Source organism: Georgenia sp. Z2081, from assembly GCF_055326445.1.
This window is the reverse complement of sequence record NZ_JBUZNK010000014.1, coordinates 1-16,330: the sequence shown is the minus strand read 5'-3', so window position 1 is coordinate 16,330 and position 16,330 is coordinate 1. Positions and strand designations below refer to the sequence as shown.

15 protein-coding genes are annotated in these 16,330 nt (G+C 66.7%); 8 read left to right on the top strand and 7 right to left on the bottom strand.

What is annotated here, in order from left to right; genetic code table 11:
- Positions 1-95: 95 nt before the first annotated feature.
- From ACZLKG_RS15080 to ACZLKG_RS15050, 7 genes are all read left to right on the top strand, one after another.
- Positions 96-1,052 (top strand): bile acid:sodium symporter, encoded by a 957-nt coding sequence (locus tag ACZLKG_RS15080; protein ID WP_463649181.1) that lies wholly within the window; start codon positions 96-98, stop codon positions 1,050-1,052.
- Between the two features lie 85 nt (positions 1,053-1,137).
- A complete protein-coding gene (locus ACZLKG_RS15075; RefSeq protein WP_463649180.1) occupies positions 1,138-1,647 on the top strand; it encodes a hypothetical protein in 510 nt (169 codons plus the stop codon).
- A 207-nt stretch (positions 1,648-1,854) separates the two neighbouring features.
- Complete coding sequence (locus tag ACZLKG_RS15070; RefSeq protein WP_463649179.1) at positions 1,855-2,916, top strand: LacI family DNA-binding transcriptional regulator; 1,062 nt, start codon at positions 1,855-1,857, stop codon at positions 2,914-2,916.
- Positions 2,895-3,917: a Bug family tripartite tricarboxylate transporter substrate binding protein gene (locus tag ACZLKG_RS15065; RefSeq protein ID WP_463649178.1), complete on the top strand. Its 1,023-nt coding sequence runs from the start codon at positions 2,895-2,897 to the stop codon at positions 3,915-3,917. Before ACZLKG_RS15070 ends, ACZLKG_RS15065 begins: the two co-directional genes overlap by 22 nt.
- A gap of 109 nt (positions 3,918-4,026) precedes the next feature.
- Positions 4,027-4,506 (top strand): tripartite tricarboxylate transporter TctB family protein, encoded by a 480-nt coding sequence (locus ACZLKG_RS15060; protein WP_463649177.1) that lies wholly within the window; start codon positions 4,027-4,029, stop codon positions 4,504-4,506.
- A gap of 9 nt (positions 4,507-4,515) precedes the next feature.
- Positions 4,516-6,015: a tripartite tricarboxylate transporter permease gene (locus ACZLKG_RS15055; protein WP_463649176.1), complete on the top strand. Its 1,500-nt coding sequence runs from the start codon at positions 4,516-4,518 to the stop codon at positions 6,013-6,015.
- Between the two features lie 2 nt (positions 6,016-6,017).
- Positions 6,018-7,178 (top strand): Gfo/Idh/MocA family protein, encoded by a 1,161-nt coding sequence (locus ACZLKG_RS15050; protein WP_463649175.1) that lies wholly within the window; start codon positions 6,018-6,020, stop codon positions 7,176-7,178.
- Positions 7,179-7,233: 55 nt separating this feature from the next.
- Here the strand turns inward: ACZLKG_RS15050 and ACZLKG_RS15045 are convergent, their stop codons facing one another.
- The 5 genes from ACZLKG_RS15045 to ACZLKG_RS15025 all read right to left on the bottom strand — a co-directional run bounded on the left by ACZLKG_RS15045 (position 7,234) and on the right by ACZLKG_RS15025 (position 13,710).
- Positions 7,234-8,481, bottom strand: a complete 1,248-nt coding sequence (locus tag ACZLKG_RS15045) for an AI-2E family transporter (protein ID WP_463649174.1) — start codon at positions 8,479-8,481, stop codon at positions 7,234-7,236.
- A gap of 151 nt (positions 8,482-8,632) precedes the next feature.
- The gene (locus ACZLKG_RS15040) at positions 8,633-9,100 is read right to left on the bottom strand and encodes an SRPBCC family protein (RefSeq protein WP_463649173.1); all 468 of its coding nucleotides are present in this window, start codon (positions 9,098-9,100) and stop codon (positions 8,633-8,635) included.
- 635 nt (positions 9,101-9,735) lie between these two features.
- A complete protein-coding gene (locus ACZLKG_RS15035) occupies positions 9,736-12,297 on the bottom strand; it encodes a S8 family peptidase (protein ID WP_463649172.1) in 2,562 nt (853 codons plus the stop codon).
- Positions 12,298-12,302: 5 nt separating this feature from the next.
- Positions 12,303-13,301: an AAA family ATPase gene (locus ACZLKG_RS15030; RefSeq protein WP_463649171.1), complete on the bottom strand. Its 999-nt coding sequence runs from the start codon at positions 13,299-13,301 to the stop codon at positions 12,303-12,305.
- Positions 13,302-13,314: 13 nt separating this feature from the next.
- Positions 13,315-13,710 (bottom strand): sulfate permease, encoded by a 396-nt coding sequence (locus ACZLKG_RS15025; protein WP_463649170.1) that lies wholly within the window; start codon positions 13,708-13,710, stop codon positions 13,315-13,317.
- 217 nt (positions 13,711-13,927) lie between these two features.
- Between ACZLKG_RS15025 and ACZLKG_RS15020 the strand changes: the two genes are divergently transcribed.
- The gene (locus tag ACZLKG_RS15020) at positions 13,928-14,932 is read left to right on the top strand and encodes a DNA-processing protein DprA (RefSeq protein WP_463649169.1); all 1,005 of its coding nucleotides are present in this window, start codon (positions 13,928-13,930) and stop codon (positions 14,930-14,932) included.
- Positions 14,933-14,967: 35 nt separating this feature from the next.
- Here ACZLKG_RS15020 and ACZLKG_RS15015 read toward each other — a convergent pair whose 3' ends face one another.
- The gene (locus ACZLKG_RS15015; RefSeq protein ID WP_463649168.1) at positions 14,968-15,333 is read right to left on the bottom strand and encodes a hypothetical protein; all 366 of its coding nucleotides are present in this window, start codon (positions 15,331-15,333) and stop codon (positions 14,968-14,970) included.
- A gap of 222 nt (positions 15,334-15,555) precedes the next feature.
- The coding region (locus ACZLKG_RS15010; RefSeq protein ID WP_463649167.1) for an IS3 family transposase at positions 15,556-16,330 on the bottom strand (775 nt) is incomplete at its 5' end.

The following is a 16,330-nucleotide window of genomic DNA, read 5'->3' as shown; positions in this document are numbered from 1 at the left end:
GGCAACTTAGGCCAGCCTAACCGCGACCCGCGTGGGCGTCACGTGCGGAGGAGATCACCCGGACCGGGCGGGATGCCCGCGAGAGGATGGACGGCATGCGCAGGGTCGTCGAGGGGATGGAGCGCCACCAGGTGCCGCTCTACCTGGTAGCGCTGGCGCTCGGTGCCGCGGTCGGCCTCCTCGTCCCGGGTACGGCGGGGGCGGTGCGCCACGCGGTCGACCCCGCGATCGCGCTGCTGCTCTACGCGACGTTCCTGGGCGTGCCGTTCGCCCGGATCGGCGGGGCGGTGCAGGACGTGCGGTTCGTCGTCGTCGTGCTCGCGGTGAACTTCCTTCTCGTGCCGGTGGTGGTCGCCGTGCTCTCGCGGGTCGTCGCGCACGACCGGGCGCTGCTCGTCGGCGTCCTGCTCGTGCTGCTCACCCCGTGCGTGGACTACGTCATCGTCTTCACGGGCCTCGCCGGCGGCGCGCACGACCGGCTGCTCGCGGCGGCCCCGCTCCTCATGCTCGCGCAGATGGCGCTGCTGCCCGCCTACCTGTGGCTGCTCGCCGGCCCCGACGCCGTCGCCGCGGTCGACCTGAGCCCGTTCGTCCGCGCGTTCGTCGTCCTCATCGCCCTCCCGCTCGCCGCCGCCGCGCTCACCCAGGCGCTCGCCGCCCGCGCGAGGGCGGCCGCGGCCTGGTCGGGCGCCGTCACCAGCGCGATGGTGCCGTTGATGATGCTCACGCTCGGCGTCGTCGTGACCTCCCAGATCGCGGCCGTCCGCGGAGAGCTCGGCGCGCTTCCGCTCGTGGTCCCGGTCTACGTCGCGTTCGCCGCCGTCATGCTCCCGGTCGGCGCCTGGGCGGGCCGTGCCGCCGGGCTCGACGTCCCCGGGAGGCGCGCCGTCACGTTCGCCGGGGTCACCCGCAACTCGCTCGTGGTGCTCCCGCTCGCGCTCGCGCTCCCCGCCGGCTTCGAGGCGGCGCCGATCGTCGTCGTCACGCAGACGCTCGTCGAGCTCCTCGTCATGGTCGCCCTCGTCCGCCTCGTGCCGCGGCTCGTGCGCTGACGGGCCGCTAGCCTTGGCCCGTGCCACGACACCGCTCGCCCGTCCCACCCGCGTCCGGGGGAGGCCCGATCCCGGGCCGTCCCGCATGAGCCCGGCCCCCGACGTCCGGGACCACCCGACGCCGATCCTCACCCCGGAGGAGATCTCTCATCTTCTCGTCGAGGCCAACGCTGACCTCGGCGCGCGCGGGGGAGCGATCGGCGGAGCCATCGGGGGCGGGATCGGCGGCGCCGCCGCCGGAGCCCTGGGCGGGAGTGTCGGTGGAAGCTCCGGGGGCCGCAGCGGCGGCAGGCTGGGTGCCCGGCTGTTCACGAAGGTCTACGGCTCGCAGCGCGTCGTGCCCATCCCCCCGACGCCGGAGCGAGAGGCGGCCGTGGCCGCCGAGCTGCGTGCCGTGCTGCGCCAGGACCGGCAGGCCCTCATCGGTCTCATGGGCTCGGGGTCGATGAACATGAACACGGCCGTCATCCAGGTCCAGTGGCACCCGGGCCAGGCCGTGCTCACCGCCCACGGGCTCGAGGGAGTCATCAAGCAGCGCACGTCCGGCAAGGCGCTCGACCGTCTCGAGGCGGCGCTGCGCGGAGGCGTCGGGTAGCTACGGGGGCCCACCGAGGTGGGGCGCACCCGCGTGCCCGGCCCGATCGAGGGGTTGACAACAGGAGCTGACCTCCGCAAGGCTCGGTACATCAGATAGGCAAACGTTTGCCTGTCGCATGGAGGTCAACGTGGACCAGTGCAGGACGACTGCGCCGACGGCCGGAACGGCCCTGTCGCAGCGCTCGAAGAAGACCGGGATCGCGGCATGAGGCGCTATCCGACGCTCAAGGACGTCGCACGGGAGGCGGGCACGACCGCGGCCACCGTGTCGTACGTGCTGAGCGGCAAGGAAGGCAGGTTCATCAGCGCAGACATGCGCGAGCGGGTCACGGCGGCGGTCGCTGCGACCGGCTACATCAAGAGCAGCCCGGCGAGCAGCCTGCAGGGCAAGCGACAGGGTGTCATCGCGGTGCTGGTCCCGCAGTTCGCCAACCAGCACTTCACCAACCTCATGGTCGCCATCGAGGCGGTGGTCGAGCGTGAGGGCTACGTCCTGTCGATCAGCAACACGTTCGACGACCCGACCCGCGAGCGGGACATCATCATCAAGATGGCCGAGCAGCGCGTCGACGGTCTCATCCTCGCGCCGACCACCGCCGGCGCGACGAACACCGAGTTCATCCGCAAGATCGGCGTCCCCCTCGTCCTGGTGGACCGTCCGCTGCAGGGGATCACCGGATCCTTCAGCGAGGTCATCCCGGACAACTACCGCAGCGGGTACCTGCTGGGTGGGCATCTGGGCCGGATGGGCCACACCCGCGCAGCGTTTCTCGGGTGGGACTCGGGATTCGCCACCCTGGACAGCCGCCGCCGCGGCTTCTGGGACGGGCTCGAGGCGGCCGCGGGTACCCGGGTGACCGAGCTGAGCCTCGACGGCGAGTTCTCGGTCGAGGGCGGGTACCAGCTCGCCGAGCGCACGCTCCGCGACCATCCCGAGGTGACCGCCTGGTGCCTCGGCTACAACGTGCCGGCCAGGGGCAGCATCGACCTCCTCCGTGACCAGGGCGTCACGCCCGGGCAGGACCTGTCGGTCGTCATCATCGGCGCGCCCGACTGGGCGACGGTCGGCAGGAACGACTTCACCCTCGTCGACCCCCGCTCCGGCGACGTCGGCCGTGCTGCCGCCGAGCAGATGCTCGGCGAGCTCTCGTCATCCGGCGGCGAGCCCGCCCAGACCACCATCGACTGCCGGCTCCACGAGGGCAGTTCCGTCATCGACATACGAACCGACGAGGAGAGATCGACATGCGAAGGATCAACCAGGTGATGGCCGGCGCCGCAGCCGTGGCGCTCGTGACCGCGGGCTGCGCAGGCGACGACGACGCCGGCGCAAGCTTTCCCGAGCGCGACATCAACGTGACGGTGCCGTTCAACGCCGGCGGATCGACGGACCTCACGGCCCGCACGGTCGGTGAGGCCATGGGGGACCACTACGACAACGAGATCGTCGTGACCAACAGCCCCGGCGCCGCGGGGTCGGTCGGCACGCAGACGGTGATGAACGCCGGCCAGGACGGGTACTCGCTGCTCGCCAACGGCATGCTCGCCTTCACCTCGATGCCGGTGATGGGCACGCTCGAGACCATGCCGTCGGACTGGGACTTCTGGCTGGCGACGTTCACCCCGAACATCATCGCGGTGCCCGCCGACTCGCCCTACGAGTCCATCGAGGACCTCCTGGCGGCGATGGAGGGCAATCCGGGCGAGGTCTCCGCGGGCACGGCGGGCCCGGGCAGCGCGGGGCACATCGCGGCCGAGCTCATCGCGACGGCGGCCGGCGTGGAGTATCGGCACGTGCCATACGACGGGGGCAACCCGGCGATCCTCGCCGCGCTCGGGGGCGAGGTCGACTTCGCCCCGCAGCTTCTCGTCGAGATGCAGGACATGCTGATCGCGGGAGACCTCCGTGGCCTGGCGACGCTCTCGGACGAGCCGGTCACGCTCGACGGCGACATCACCATCCCGACGCTGTCCGACGCCCTTCCCGAGATCAGCGACACGCTGCCGATGGGCGAGACCACCGGACTGGCTGTTCCCACGGGCCTCGACGAGGGCGTGCTCGCCGCGCTCGACGAGGGCTTCGACGCGGCGATGGAGGACGAGGCCTTCCTCGAGTTCTGCGAGCAGAACGGCATGGACCCGGTGGCGATCGGCCGCGCCGACTCCGGCGACCGGGTCGCCGAGCTGCAGTCGATCGTCGCCTGGACCCTCTTCGACGCCGGAGTCGCGGAGAACAGCCCCGAGGACTTCGACATCCCCCGACCGTAGTGAGGGCCGGGCGGGCGGCCGGTCCACGGCGCCCGCCCGGCACCGCGTCGTCACCGTTCATCGCGCAGTTCACCGTTCATCGCGCAGTCACGGGCAGGAGCATGCACCGATGGGTAACGAACCCAGGCTGAACCTCATCAGCTCGACCCTGCTGACGGTCCTGTCGCTCGCGATCCTCGCGGGGAGCGTCGGCATCCACAACCGTACGGCCGAGCCGCTGCACTCCTCGCCTGCCCTGATGCCGGCGCTCCTGGGCGGTGCGCTGCTCGTCGCGAGCCTGCTGCTGCTCCGGCAGTCGGTCCGCGGCGCCGGGATGCGGGCTCGTTCGCGCGAGGCGGTCTCGTGGCTCGCCGGCGTCGCGCGGCATCCGGACACCCGGACGACCGTGGTCGGCCTGCTGCTCATGGCGACCTACACGTTCGTGCTCGTCCACGTCCTCCAGTTCTGGGCCGCGTCCCTCATCTTCGCGATCGCGATGCTCGCCTTCCTGCGTGCGGTGCGCTGGTACTGGGTGCTCGTCATCTCCGCTGCGACCGTCGGCGCGATCGTCGTCCTGTTCACCGTCGTGTTCAACATCCCGCTCCCGTGAGGACGCGCCATGACTGACCATCTGATCGGAGCTCTGAGCACCGTCTCGGAGCCGCTGAACTTCGTGGTGCTCGTGCTGGCGACCTTCGTCGGCCTCATCATGGGCATCCTCCCCGGCCTCTCGGCGACCATGGCGATCGCGCTGCTGGCAGGGCTGACGTTCGGCATGCCCACCGACACCGCGCTGATCTCGTTGCTGGCGATCTACGTGGGCTCCATCTCCGGTGGGGCACAGACAGCGATCCTGCTCAACATCCCCGGGACGCCGGCGTCGGCGGCGACGGCGGTCGACGGCTTCCCGATGGCGCAGCAGGGCCGGGCAGGGTACGCGATCGTCCTCGCCATCACCGCGTCCGCCGTCGGCACGATCATCAGCGTCATCTTCCTGCTCACGCTCACCCCGCTGCTCACCCAGGCGGCGCTCAACTTCGGTGCCTGGGAGTTCTTCCTCCTGGCGGGGTTCGGCATCGCGATCTGCGGCACGCTCACCGCCAAGGACAACGCGCTCAAGGGGTGGATCGCCGGCTTCCTGGGGCTCTTCGTCGCCCAGATCGGCCTGGACCCGATCGGTGCCGAACCGCGCTACGCCTTCGGTAACGTCAACCTCATGGGCGGCATCCAGCTGATCCCGATCATGATCGGCCTGTTCGGCTTTCCCGAGATCGTCAAGGCCTTCCGCAGGTCGGACCATGTGGCGCTGAAGATGGCCAAGGCACGGGTCGGCGCCGCGCTCCGTACCGTCTTCCGCAGGACCCCGACGGTGGTGCGGTCGTCCGCGATCGGGACAGGCGTCGGGATCATCCCCGGTGTCGGCGAGGACGTCGGCGGGTGGCTCTCCTACGCGGCCACCAAGGGCGCCAGCACGGACCGCGAGTCGTTCGGCAAGGGGAACGAGCTCGGGGTGATCTCGGCGGAGTCCGGCAACAACTCGGCCATCGGCGGCGCGATGATCCCGATCCTCTCGCTCGCGGTCCCCGGGTCGGCGCCGGCGGCGGTCCTGCTCGCGGCCTTCCTCATGCACGGCTACCGCCCCGGTCCGCTGCTGACCCGCGAGTCGCCGGAGTTCATATACGAGGTGGCCGTCTACCTGGCCGCGTCCGCGGTGGCGATGTGGTTCCTGGCGCTGCTCGTCATGAAGGTGTCGGTGCGCGTGCTCGGGCTGCGCAAGGAGATCCTCATGCCGGTCATCTACGTGCTGTGCGTCATCGGCTCGTACCTGATCAACTACTCGCTCTTCGACGTCGGCATGATGCTGATCTTCGGTCTTGTCGGCCTCTTCCTCTACGAGTTCGGCTTCCCCGCCGCACCGTTCCTCCTCGGTGTCATCCTTGGGCCCATGGCGGACTCGAACCTGCGTCGCGCCCTGATCCTCAGCGAGGGCAGCTGGCTGCCCATGTTCCAACGGCCGATCAGCCTGATGTTCCTCGTCCTGATCGCCGTCGTCCTGATCGCCCAGCTCGGTGCGTTCGGCAGGATCAAGAAGCTCGTCACCTCTGGAAAGGACCGCTAGACATGCGCACAGTCGGTATCGGTATGGTCGGCGCGGGATTCGTGGCGGACCTGCACGCCGAGGCGTATCGCCGGGTGGCGGGCCACGACGTCCGGATCGTCGCCGTGGCCGCGCCTCCGACGCGGCGGGACGCGTTCGCCGAGCGGCACGGCGTCGGCACGGTCTACGAGGACCTCGAACAGCTGCTCGCCGACGTCGACGTCGACGTCGTGGACATCTGCACGCCGCCGTCCGTGCACGTCGACATGGTGACGCGGGCCCTCGAGGCGGGGAAGCACGTGATCTGCGAGAAGCCGCTGACCGGCTACTTCGACGTGCCCGACGCCGGGGCGGACCAGGTCGACCGCAGGAAGATGTACGACGCCGTGACGGCCGAGATGGACCGGCTGCGCGACGTCGTCGCCGCGAGCGGACTGGTGTTCGGCTACGCGGAGAACTACGTCTACGCGCCGTCGGTCCAGAAGAGCCGCGAGGTGCTGGAGCGGACGGGCTCGCGGATCACGATGATGCTGGGGGAGGAGTCGCACAACGGCTCGCACTCCGAGTACGCGCGGTACTGGCGGCACACCGGCGGCGGAGCGCTCATCCGCCAGGGCTGCCACCCGCTCTCGGCGATGCTGTACCTCAAGCAGGTCGAGGCCCGGGCCTCGGGGAGGAGCGTGGCGGTCGAGTCCGTCCTCGCGGACGCGACGGCGATCACGCCCACGCTCACCGACGACCAGCGGCGCTACCTGCACGGTCGGCCCGTCGACGTCGAGGACGTCGCCAACGTTGTTCTCGCCTTCGACGACGGGACGCGCGGCGTGGTGACGGCGACCGACACGATCGTGGGCGGCGTGCGCAACTCCGTCCAGGTGTTCACCACGGACAGCGTCCACCTGTGCCAGATCAGCCCGAACGACTCGATGCGGCTCTACCACTCCGACGCCGCCGCGCTGGACGACGTGTACGTCACCGAGAAGGTCGACAACAAGGGTGGCTGGCAGTACGTGCTGCTGGACGAGCTGCTGGCGCGCGGCTACGTCGGGGAGATGCAGGACTTCATCGACTGCGTGGTCCACGGCGGGACGCCGCAGGCCGACGTCGAGCTGGCCTACGCCTCGGTGCAGGCGATCTACGCCGCCTACGAGTCGGCGGCCACCGACCGCAGGGTGCGGCTCTAGCCCTGATCCTGGCCGTAGTCCCGGTCCGGTAGCGGCCGGGTAGGACGGTCACCGGTCAGGCGTCGCCGTGGCGCACCTCGTGGATCTTCCGGTCGCGCCGGGAGTTCCGCCTCTCCACCCACCCGGGCGACACGGAGCCGAGCCGCTTCGGCATCGACTCCGCGGACACCTCCGGCAGGAGCTTGCGCGGGGGGTCGGTCAGGGCGCTCCCGCCGCGGGCCAGCCCCGGGAACGGGTCGCGTCCACCGAGATAGCTCGCGATCGTGTTGGCGGTGGCGATGGCCGGGACGGCGAACAGCGCCCCGACGAGGCCCATGATGTAGGAACCGGTCGCCACACCGAGCAGCACGACGATCGGGTGGATGTCCACGGCCTTGCCCATGAGCACGGGCTGGAGCAGGTTCGACTCGAGCTGCTGCACACCGACGACGATGATGAGCATGATGATGGCCGCCGTCAGGCCCTCGGAGCCGAGCGCGACGAGCACGAACAGGGCGCCTGAGACGACCGCACCGACCACCGGGATGAAGCACAGCACGAAGGTCAGCACGGTGAGGGGGACGACGAACGGGACGCCGAGGATCGCCGCACCGATGCCGATGCCGAGCGCGTCGACCGCGGCGACGAGCGCCTGCGTCTTCGTGTACGTGCCCACGGTGACCCAGCCGCGCCGGGACGCCTCGTAGGCCCGCTCGTGCCACTGGCGGGGGAGGCGCATGATCGCCCACGTGCCCAGGCGGTCGCCCTCCGCGAGGAAGAAGAACGTGGCGATGAGGCAGAGCAGTGCGCCGATGAGCACGCCCGCCGCACCGGTGCCGACACCGATGGCCGACGAGGCGATCGTGGAGGAGTTCTCCTGGAGCCAGGTGGTCGCCTGGTCCATCGCGGACTGCACCTGGGCGGCGTCGACGGGCAGCGAGGAGCCCGCGATCGCGTTGACGATGTCCTGCACCTGCAGGGAGGCGAGCTCACCGACCTCGCCGACCCCCTCGGCGAGCTGGGTGCCGACGAGCGTACCGATGCCCGCGAGGAAGGCGAGCGTGATGAGGATTGTCAGGGCCGCGGCCGCCATGCGCGGCAGGCGCAGCCGGTGGTTGAGCAGCACCTGCAGCGGCATGAGCAGCCCCGTGAGCAGGATCGCCACCGCCGACGGGATGAGTACCGAGCTCAGCAGTGCGCCGGCCTGATTGATCGTCTGGACGGCAAGACCGACCAGGACGATGGTCACCGAGGCGAGGATGACCACCCGCGTACGCGGGTACTCGGCGAGGAAGCCTCGCCGTGGCGGCAGGTCGGAGGTCACGTCGTCGGGCGTCGTGCCTCGTGCGTCCCCGGCGCCGAGCGCCGCGTCATGGGCGGCCGTGCCTCCGGCGCCGCGGCCGGGAACCTGGGGGGCGTCGCGGCCCGCACGTCGTCGGGTGCCCCGTCGTGATCGGATGCGCGCCATCACGGGGTCACGCGTCCGAGACGGTGGCGGCGAGGAGGTTCAGCGACTGCTCCAGGCTCGACTCGGACAGCACGGGGAAGACGGAGGCCAGCTTCGGGTCCTCGACCTTCGACCAGTCGTAGGTGAGCGTGACCTCGGTCGAGCCCGACCCCTGCGACCTCAGCTCGTAGAGCCACTCCCAGCCGCCGGGTCCGTCGGCGTCGGGGCTGTTGGGCTGCCAGCCCACCATGAGGTTCTCGGCGTACGCGGTGACGTGGTTGCGCATCTGGTAGTCGCCGCCCTGGGACTCGGCGTGCATGTTCATGACGAACGTGTCGCCCACCTGCTGGATCCGGTCGGCGTAGTCGTCGGAGCGGACCGTGCCCGACCCGTCGAACTCGTGATGGCGCGAGGGGAGGGAGAGGACCTGGAAGAGGGCGTCGGCCGGCGCATCGATCGTGCGGGAGGCGGACAGAGAGGTCTGGTCGGTGCTCATCCCTCAACTTTGCCCCCATCCGCCGATCCGCGCACCGTGGGGTGGCCGTGGAGGGGCCCTCGACCGGGTCGGTTGCTCGAGGTCGAGACCGGGCGCTACAACGGGCGAGCCCCGGACGTGGAGAAGATCCTCGTCCGGGGCCCGCCCGTTCTCGTGGGGTCACTTCGTAGCACGTTTAGCAACCTTCCCCGTAGGACGAAAACCCTGGTAACACGGTCTTCACGGGGGATGTACGAAGGTCCGAAGCGGCCGTCAACGCCTCCTGTGAGGGATGCCCGTGGCTCATTAGTCCGGAGAATCGAGACGGCTCAAACCTTTCTCACCCCTGCCGAGGTCGACTGTCTAATCGAGGACTACAACGCGGGCATGAGTGTTCGAGCTCTGGCGACGAAGTACGACATTCATCGGGCGACTGTGTCCGCGCACATGAGCCGCCGAAACACTCCCCGTCGTCGTCCTGGGCTCGACGTGGATGAACGGGCCGAGAGTGTCCGCTTGTTCCGAGCCGGGATCTCGATGCGTGCGATCGCGCGACGCCTAGGTGTTGGACGGAAGGCTGTCCGGGACGCGCTCGTTGAGGCCGACGTTGTCGAGTAGGGAACTGAACCACGGTCGGGGCGTCTCCCGTCCTTAACTTACACCTCGATGACGGTCGCCACCTGTTGTGCCACCGGAGTCCAGAGATCGATCTCGACCTCTGGCGCTTCAATACTCAACACGAGTGAGTAGTTCACACCGTGGTCGCTCTGGTCCATCTGCGGCCGGTTCCTCCACCAGCCAGCGACAGGATAGACAACAACTGCCTCCTTGCTCGCAAGGTCGACTGCCGGTCCGGTCCAGATGTCGGTGTGAAGTGAACCCGTCGAGGTCTGCTGATCCCGCCCAAACAGCCATCCGGGCTCTGTCTTGAGGGACACTGGCTTCTGTCCATCTTCGCGGGCTTGTCTATTGATTCGCTGGCGGAACGACTCGACGCTGTCTTCCGGGCGTTTCATCGCGAAGCGAAGTCCGTGAGATGGGTACACGTATCGCCCCGTCCAACCTCGACTGGATGGGTTCGGCTCGATGAAATAGGACAGTGTCACTCGCAGCCGCACATTGATTTCGCCAAGCGAGGACAACTCTTCAATTGGCCATGGAAGCTGGTGGAGATTCATCTCTCGTGCCTTGCCACTGCTGGAACTACCTTCGCGTTTGTACGGATGGATCAGGGCCTCGTTGACCAGTGTCAGCGCGTTCGATGCGCTCCGGGTGGCTCGTTCAAGGCTAGGAACACCCATTCCGTAGCGACGTAAGAGGTTCACAGCATCCGTCTTGTTCGGGGCAGCATCAACGCGGGTCCTCATGACATCAGTCCACTCGGCAGAATGGACAACTAGAGCTCGCACGGTTTCTGACCGCAGATGAGGATATATAGCGCGAATATCGGCCGCGATGGCAGCAACTTGAGCGGTGGCCGCCGAGGTGTCACGAGTTGTCGTGAAATACCCCACACCCGGACGTTGAAGGCGAGTGGTGAGGATTGCCAGGTTCTCTGGGGTATCAACATCGGTGCCATCTGGTGTGCGCGCGAGATTCCCTCCTGGAGCGACGACGTCGGGCTTGAAAGGCCATCGCTTCTGGTCAAACGACACTGAGGTGCGACTGGTCGGTGAGAGTTCACCCCGAGGCGCGATCGGTACGTAACCTTTGAAAATGTCCGGGGCGTGGTCCATGGCATCGTGCTCGGCATATGCGCCTACGGTGAGCGCGTTCCAGGACTGCGCGGGGTCTTCGACCGCCTCGGCATCGCTGCGTTCGAGGTGATCACCCTGCGCGCTGACATCGCGGATGTTACCTGCCGAGATCACGAATAACCTCGGCGTCGGTTCCTCATCGCGATTGAGGTAGGTGAACTTGGCAGACGTATCATCGATTGCGCGACCAAAGGCCAGGGCATCAATGGTCGCAGACCATGCTGTGGGACGACCCGACTCTTGTTTTGGCCGGTTCTGGACATTCGCTCCAGGGTTTGGCATCGCTGCGGGGGCGGTTACGGCCAACATGAAGACCCGACCACGCTCGCGATCGGTGATTTCGGGCTGATCGACTGCCCGTGCAGTGATCGCTCCATAGACATCAGGATCGTTGTCCCTGGCGTCAGGAAGAAGCTTGACCGATTCAAGTCGGTGTCCCAGACGGATGCTCTGGCTAGCGGTGATTGCTGCTTGAAGATCGCCGTATAGTGCGAGCCCCGCCATCTCAGTACCGTGTGAATGAACCGAAACGTCTTTACGCCAACTCGTTTCGACAGCGTGAAGATCTTCAGCTGACAGCGATTCTTCGAGCAACGGGTGACCTGCTTGAACGCCTCGGTCCAGTATGCACACGACTGGCGATCCAATGTCGGCGTGTTCTACGCGTGATTGAAGCTCGTGAACCCACTGACTCTGCTCGGCAGCAGATAATCCTGGTAGAAACGACGAAACCTCATGCGGACGGCGAAGCTCTGCGATGTCATCAATGCTGCGGAAGGTCATTGCGAGTTGCTCAGCGGTGGCCTGCATGAGAACAACCGTGCGGTCCCCGAATCCGAGGTAATGGTCGCTCGTTCGTAAGTTATGTCGTTGAGCATAGGCCGTCAGTCGCTCTTGCTCTTTACCGTCACTCGTCCGAAGCCAGACTTCCCACCAACGAAGCTGTGTCTGATCAGTTGGGAACTCGTTGGCTGGGTCAGTCCAAAGCTCGCGAATCGTCGCACGTCGGATCGATGCGATGCCCTCGATTAGGGCGGCGTTATCTGGCTTGCCTTCTGTGACTTTAGCGGTTGTGACATATTGTTCGAGCTTCTTAAGGAAGAACTCCTTCTTCCCGTCCGGGATAAAGACTGTCGCCCTGGACACAGCACCAGCGGGAGTAGATTCTTCTTGAACGGCTACTAGTTCGGGTTGTATGCCGGACCGTCGCGATTCAAGACTCTCGATTGCTAGTTCAAGGTCTGGGAACGAGGCGAAAGTGATGTATGTTCCCGAAGTCTCGATTTCGTCTTCCGAGGGTGTCCAAGCTTTCTCGAACTCGTCGGTCAGACGTTTGCCGTGCGCAGGGCGACTGCCACCAAAAGCCGGCTTGTCGTTCCCGCCGCCGGGACCTACGAGCGTGAATGGCTCGCTTGCAGGCGGCGTAGGTACGACGATGTGTGGACGGTCTCTCTCAACCATCTTTGTTAGGTGACCCCGTCAGGTCGGCGAGGCGTGCGGGGGCGTTCCTCGAGGGCAATAACGACATCATCAGTTCGCACACGATTGCGACCGCTGAGAACAGTTCGCTTGGCCGCATTCTCTGCCGCTGTCGAGATTTCCGCATGGCTAAGTCCTCGGGCAGCGGGGACTATGCGGGGCCAGCTGAGATTGCTGATCTGGAACGAAGAAAGTGTGTTCCGGATTACGGACTCAACTGAAGCATCGTCTGGCAGCGTAAAGTCCATGACTGTGTCGAACCGCCGGAAAAGCGCGTTATCCAATAGGCCAGGATGGTTGGTTGCCGCGATTATCACGCTTTCAGATGTGTCTTCCTCCAAGAACTGAAGAAATGAGTTGAGGACACGTCGAATCTCACCGACATCGTTTTGTGCGGCACGGTGCCCGCCAAGTGCATCGACTTCATCGAAGAAATATACGCCGCGGGTCTTTTCGAGGGCATCAAAGACAAGTCGCAGTTTCGCTGCGGTCTCACCCATGAACTTGGTCAGAACTGTGTCGAGACGAATCGAGAATAGCGGTAGGCCAAGTTCGCCAGCCACGACGCGAGCTGTAGAGGTCTTTCCTGTCCCCGGAGGTCCTGTGAGCAGCAGTCTGCGCGCGGGAGTCAGGCCATGTTTCATAAGAGCGGCACGCTGACGTTGTTCGAGGAGGACGTGGCGTAAACGGTCGGAGAGTTTGTCAGTGAGAACTAGGTCGCCTAGCCGGGCCTCAGGGTACGAGACGTTGAGGAGCGTTCCGAGTTCGCCTTTAGGCTGGGTCAACGGCACGATCGATGTGACTCGTGCTCTGCTTTCGGCGTGCTCGCGCAGGTCGTTCACGAGGTCGCGGAGCTCCTGAGCGAACTTGGCCTGTCCAGCCCGTGCCGCCTTCGCCGCTACCTGCATGGCCACTGCGTAGAACTGAGGGTCATCACCGTCGGCGTGGCTCTTTACGAGCGCTTTGACCTGATCGCTAGTCGCCATGCGGGACCTCCTCTCAGCTCGTTCGTGTGTCTCCCGACGTGCACATGCAGTCCCAGTCTATCCAGGAACCTCCGACATCGAGGTGAGGCGGGACCGCATCGTAGGTCCGTGCCTCCGCGCTCCGGGCGCGGGCAAGCAGGACGAGGCTGATGGGGCCGATCCAGAGCATCTTCAACGCCGACCACAAAGCGATCAGCACGAAGATGTTCAACCATCCGGGGCCGCCATCGCGGATGATGACGCTCAGCAGGCTCGCGGCATAGAGGTACGGGATCGCGACTAGCATCGCCGGCACACCCCACTTGAGACCGGAACGGGTGCGAATCTTGTCCAGCAGGATGTTGGTGGGCATGACCCGGCGGAAGAAGCCTGCCAGGTGGATGCTGGCGATCCAGATGAGTCGGAACATGAGTGCCTCCAAGCACGTAACGGTGGTGAGGCAGTACGTGTGGAGGTATCCCGAAGGACAACCCCGGCGAGCGGGGCTACATGGTGAGGGGCTTCTGCCTCTGTGCCATCTACTTTACGCCTGAGCAGTGACAGGCGGAACCCCTCGCCCCTCCAGCCGCTGGGGTATGTGCACCTTGCCGACACACGACCGCAGACGTCGGGGGGAGCACAAGATCATGACACAGCTGGCAGAACAAGTGCAGGGTGAGCGAGGCGCACGGATGGTGCTGTCGATGATCGCCGACCCCAACGACGCACCCACTGGACGGGTGCTGGCCCGTGTTGGCGGGGTCGAAACCCTCCGACTCATTGACGATGCCCAGGCGTCGGTGCCGGGGATGAACAGGGTCGATGGGATCGCCTGGCGTAACTGGATGGCCACCCGCATCCCCGACGATCTGCCCGACCGCCTCGCGCAGGCTGAGGCCAGTGGCATCGCCGCCCTCATCCCCGCCGATGACCACTGGCCGGAGAGTCTGAACGATCTGGGTGCCCGTGCCCCGTTCGTACTGTGGGCTCGCGGGGCGACTTCGATGCTGGCCGGCGACATGAAGGATCGGGTGACGATCACCGGTTCACGCGCCGCCACCTCCTACGGCATGACCGTCACTGGGGAGATCGCCGATGATCTGGCCCGCCGGGAGCACGTCATCGTTGCCGGTGGCGCCTACGGGGTGGAGGGTGAAGCCCACCGTTCCGCGCTGGCAGTGGGTGGGAGCACTGTGGCAGTGATGGCTGGCGGAGTGGACAGGCTGTATCCGTCGGGTCATGCCGAGATGCTGGGCCGGATCGGTGACCTCGGCACGCTGGTCAGCGAAGCCCCGCCCGGAGCGGAACCGACTCGGCAACGGTTCATCGCTCGTACTCGTCTGATGGCCGCCCTCTCGGGTACCACGGTGGTCACCGAGGCTGGTATCCGGTCAATGGCGATGCTCGTGCCTGTCGAGGCCCGTTACCTCGACCGAGGCGCCGGCGCGGTGCCCGGCCCGGTCACCAGTGCCGCCAGTACAGGGGTGAACGAACTGCTCAAACGCGGCATCGCCGAGGTGGTGACCGATGCCAAGGATGTCCGTGAACTCATGGGCCACGTCGAAGAGTCCACTCCAGGACGCTCCGGCCTGTTAGACCGCACCATCAACACGTCGGCACCCTCACCACAGGAGCAAGCCCGCAGTCTCTAGTGCCTGGTTCACGAGCCCGGAGGCAGCTCCGGTGGTTAGAGGGCGGGACCGCGGCGGTCGACACCGACCGGATCACGCCGGGGCTCATCCCGCTCCGGCGCGGCCTTCGGGGTGAGGTGTCGTAGTGCTGTGGTGGCGCGGGCATGGTCGATCTTCTGCGCCACCGACTCCGGCACCGGCCCAAGTGGACTGTCCTCGTCAATGCCGTAGCGATCCCGGTAAGCGGCGATCGTACGAGCTGAGTGCCGCCACCGTGCCTGTCCGCGCTCATCGGTGGGCTGCTCGCCCAGAGCCCCGGTCCAGGGCTCGCCCTGGTCGATGGCGGTATCCAGGACTGCATCGGCGCGGGCCTCGATCAGCTCCCGCCGCTCGGTGAGGGCTTGGCGCATCTCAGTGCTCATTGGACCTGCGGCGTGTGGGATGAGTCCAGCAATCAGCGCCGGTGGTTTGCGGGTGCGCCCGGACCCAGCGGGCCGGCTGGTGGCGCGGTCCACCCGGTAGTGCATGACCTTGGCAACATCATCAGCATCCTCGAACCCACGAGCAGCGACCAGGCGCGGGAACAGTGTATCCACGTCGTGCCGATTCGCTTGGGTCTGCTGAAGGTTTCGTTGACTTCGGGGTCAGGCCGCCAGGGTGACGGCGTGGTGGTGGACGAGTTCGTATTCAATCGGAGTGAGCCTGCCGAGTCGACGTTGCCGTCGTCGTCGGTGATAGGTGCGTTCGATCCAGTGCACGATCGCGAGCCGGAGCTGGTCGCGGGTGGCCCAGCGCTTCCGATCGAGCACGTTCTTCTGAAGTGTGGCGAAGAAGCTCTCCATCGCCGCGTTGTCCCCGGCAGCCCCGACGCGTCCCATGGACCCGAGGAGTCCGTAGACCTTGAGTACGCGCTGAAATTTCCGAGATCGAAATTGCGATCCTTTGTCGCTGTGGACGATGCAGCCAGCCACCGCGGCTGCTCCCTGGCGGCGAGCGACCGCGTCCCGCAGGGCAGCGACGGCCAGGTCGGCGGTCATTCGGGCATCGATGGCGTAGCCGACGATCCGGCCCGAGCAGGCGTCCTTGACGGCACACAGGTAGACCTTGCCCTGGCGGGTGCGGTGCTCGGTGATATCGGTCAGCCAGGTCGCGTTCAGCGTCTCGGCGGTGAAGTCCCGCTCGAGCAGGTCATCGCACACCGGTGGGCCCGGCCGGCCGTAGCGCTGCCGGCGGCGCACGGTGGCCGAGAAGATCCGCTGCTGCGAGCACAGCCGCCACACCCGTCGCTCAGCCACTGCGTGGCCGGCGTCCTTCAGCTCGTCGGCGATGAAGCGGTGTCCGAACTCGGGGTCGTCGGCGTGGATGTCGTAGGCGGCGTTGATCAGGTGCGCCTCCTCCAGATCACGAGCACTGACAGGG

What these genes read in the sequence shown, in the direction of transcription:
- ACZLKG_RS15080 (WP_463649181.1), top strand. Translation starts at nt 96, where the DNA reads ATGCGCAGGGTCGTCGAGGGGATGGAGCGCCACCAGGTGCCGCTCTAC.
- ACZLKG_RS15075 (WP_463649180.1), top strand. Translation starts at nt 1,138, where the DNA reads ATGAGCCCGGCCCCCGACGTCCGGGACCACCCGACGCCGATCCTCACC.
- ACZLKG_RS15070 (WP_463649179.1), top strand. Translation starts at nt 1,855, where the DNA reads ATGAGGCGCTATCCGACGCTCAAGGACGTCGCACGGGAGGCGGGCACG.
- ACZLKG_RS15065 (WP_463649178.1), top strand. Translation starts at nt 2,895, where the DNA reads ATGCGAAGGATCAACCAGGTGATGGCCGGCGCCGCAGCCGTGGCGCTC.
- ACZLKG_RS15060 (WP_463649177.1), top strand. Translation starts at nt 4,027, where the DNA reads ATGGGTAACGAACCCAGGCTGAACCTCATCAGCTCGACCCTGCTGACG.
- ACZLKG_RS15055 (WP_463649176.1), top strand. Translation starts at nt 4,516, where the DNA reads ATGACTGACCATCTGATCGGAGCTCTGAGCACCGTCTCGGAGCCGCTG.
- ACZLKG_RS15050 (WP_463649175.1), top strand. Translation starts at nt 6,018, where the DNA reads ATGCGCACAGTCGGTATCGGTATGGTCGGCGCGGGATTCGTGGCGGAC.
- ACZLKG_RS15040 (WP_463649173.1), bottom strand. Translation starts at nt 9,100, where the DNA reads ATGAGCACCGACCAGACCTCTCTGTCCGCCTCCCGCACGATCGATGCG.
- ACZLKG_RS15035 (WP_463649172.1), bottom strand. Translation starts at nt 12,297, where the DNA reads ATGGTTGAGAGAGACCGTCCACACATCGTCGTACCTACGCCGCCTGCA.
- ACZLKG_RS15030 (WP_463649171.1), bottom strand. Translation starts at nt 13,301, where the DNA reads ATGGCGACTAGCGATCAGGTCAAAGCGCTCGTAAAGAGCCACGCCGAC.
- ACZLKG_RS15025 (WP_463649170.1), bottom strand. Translation starts at nt 13,710, where the DNA reads ATGTTCCGACTCATCTGGATCGCCAGCATCCACCTGGCAGGCTTCTTC.
- ACZLKG_RS15020 (WP_463649169.1), top strand. Translation starts at nt 13,928, where the DNA reads ATGACACAGCTGGCAGAACAAGTGCAGGGTGAGCGAGGCGCACGGATG.
- ACZLKG_RS15015 (WP_463649168.1), bottom strand. Translation starts at nt 15,333, where the DNA reads ATGAGCACTGAGATGCGCCAAGCCCTCACCGAGCGGCGGGAGCTGATC.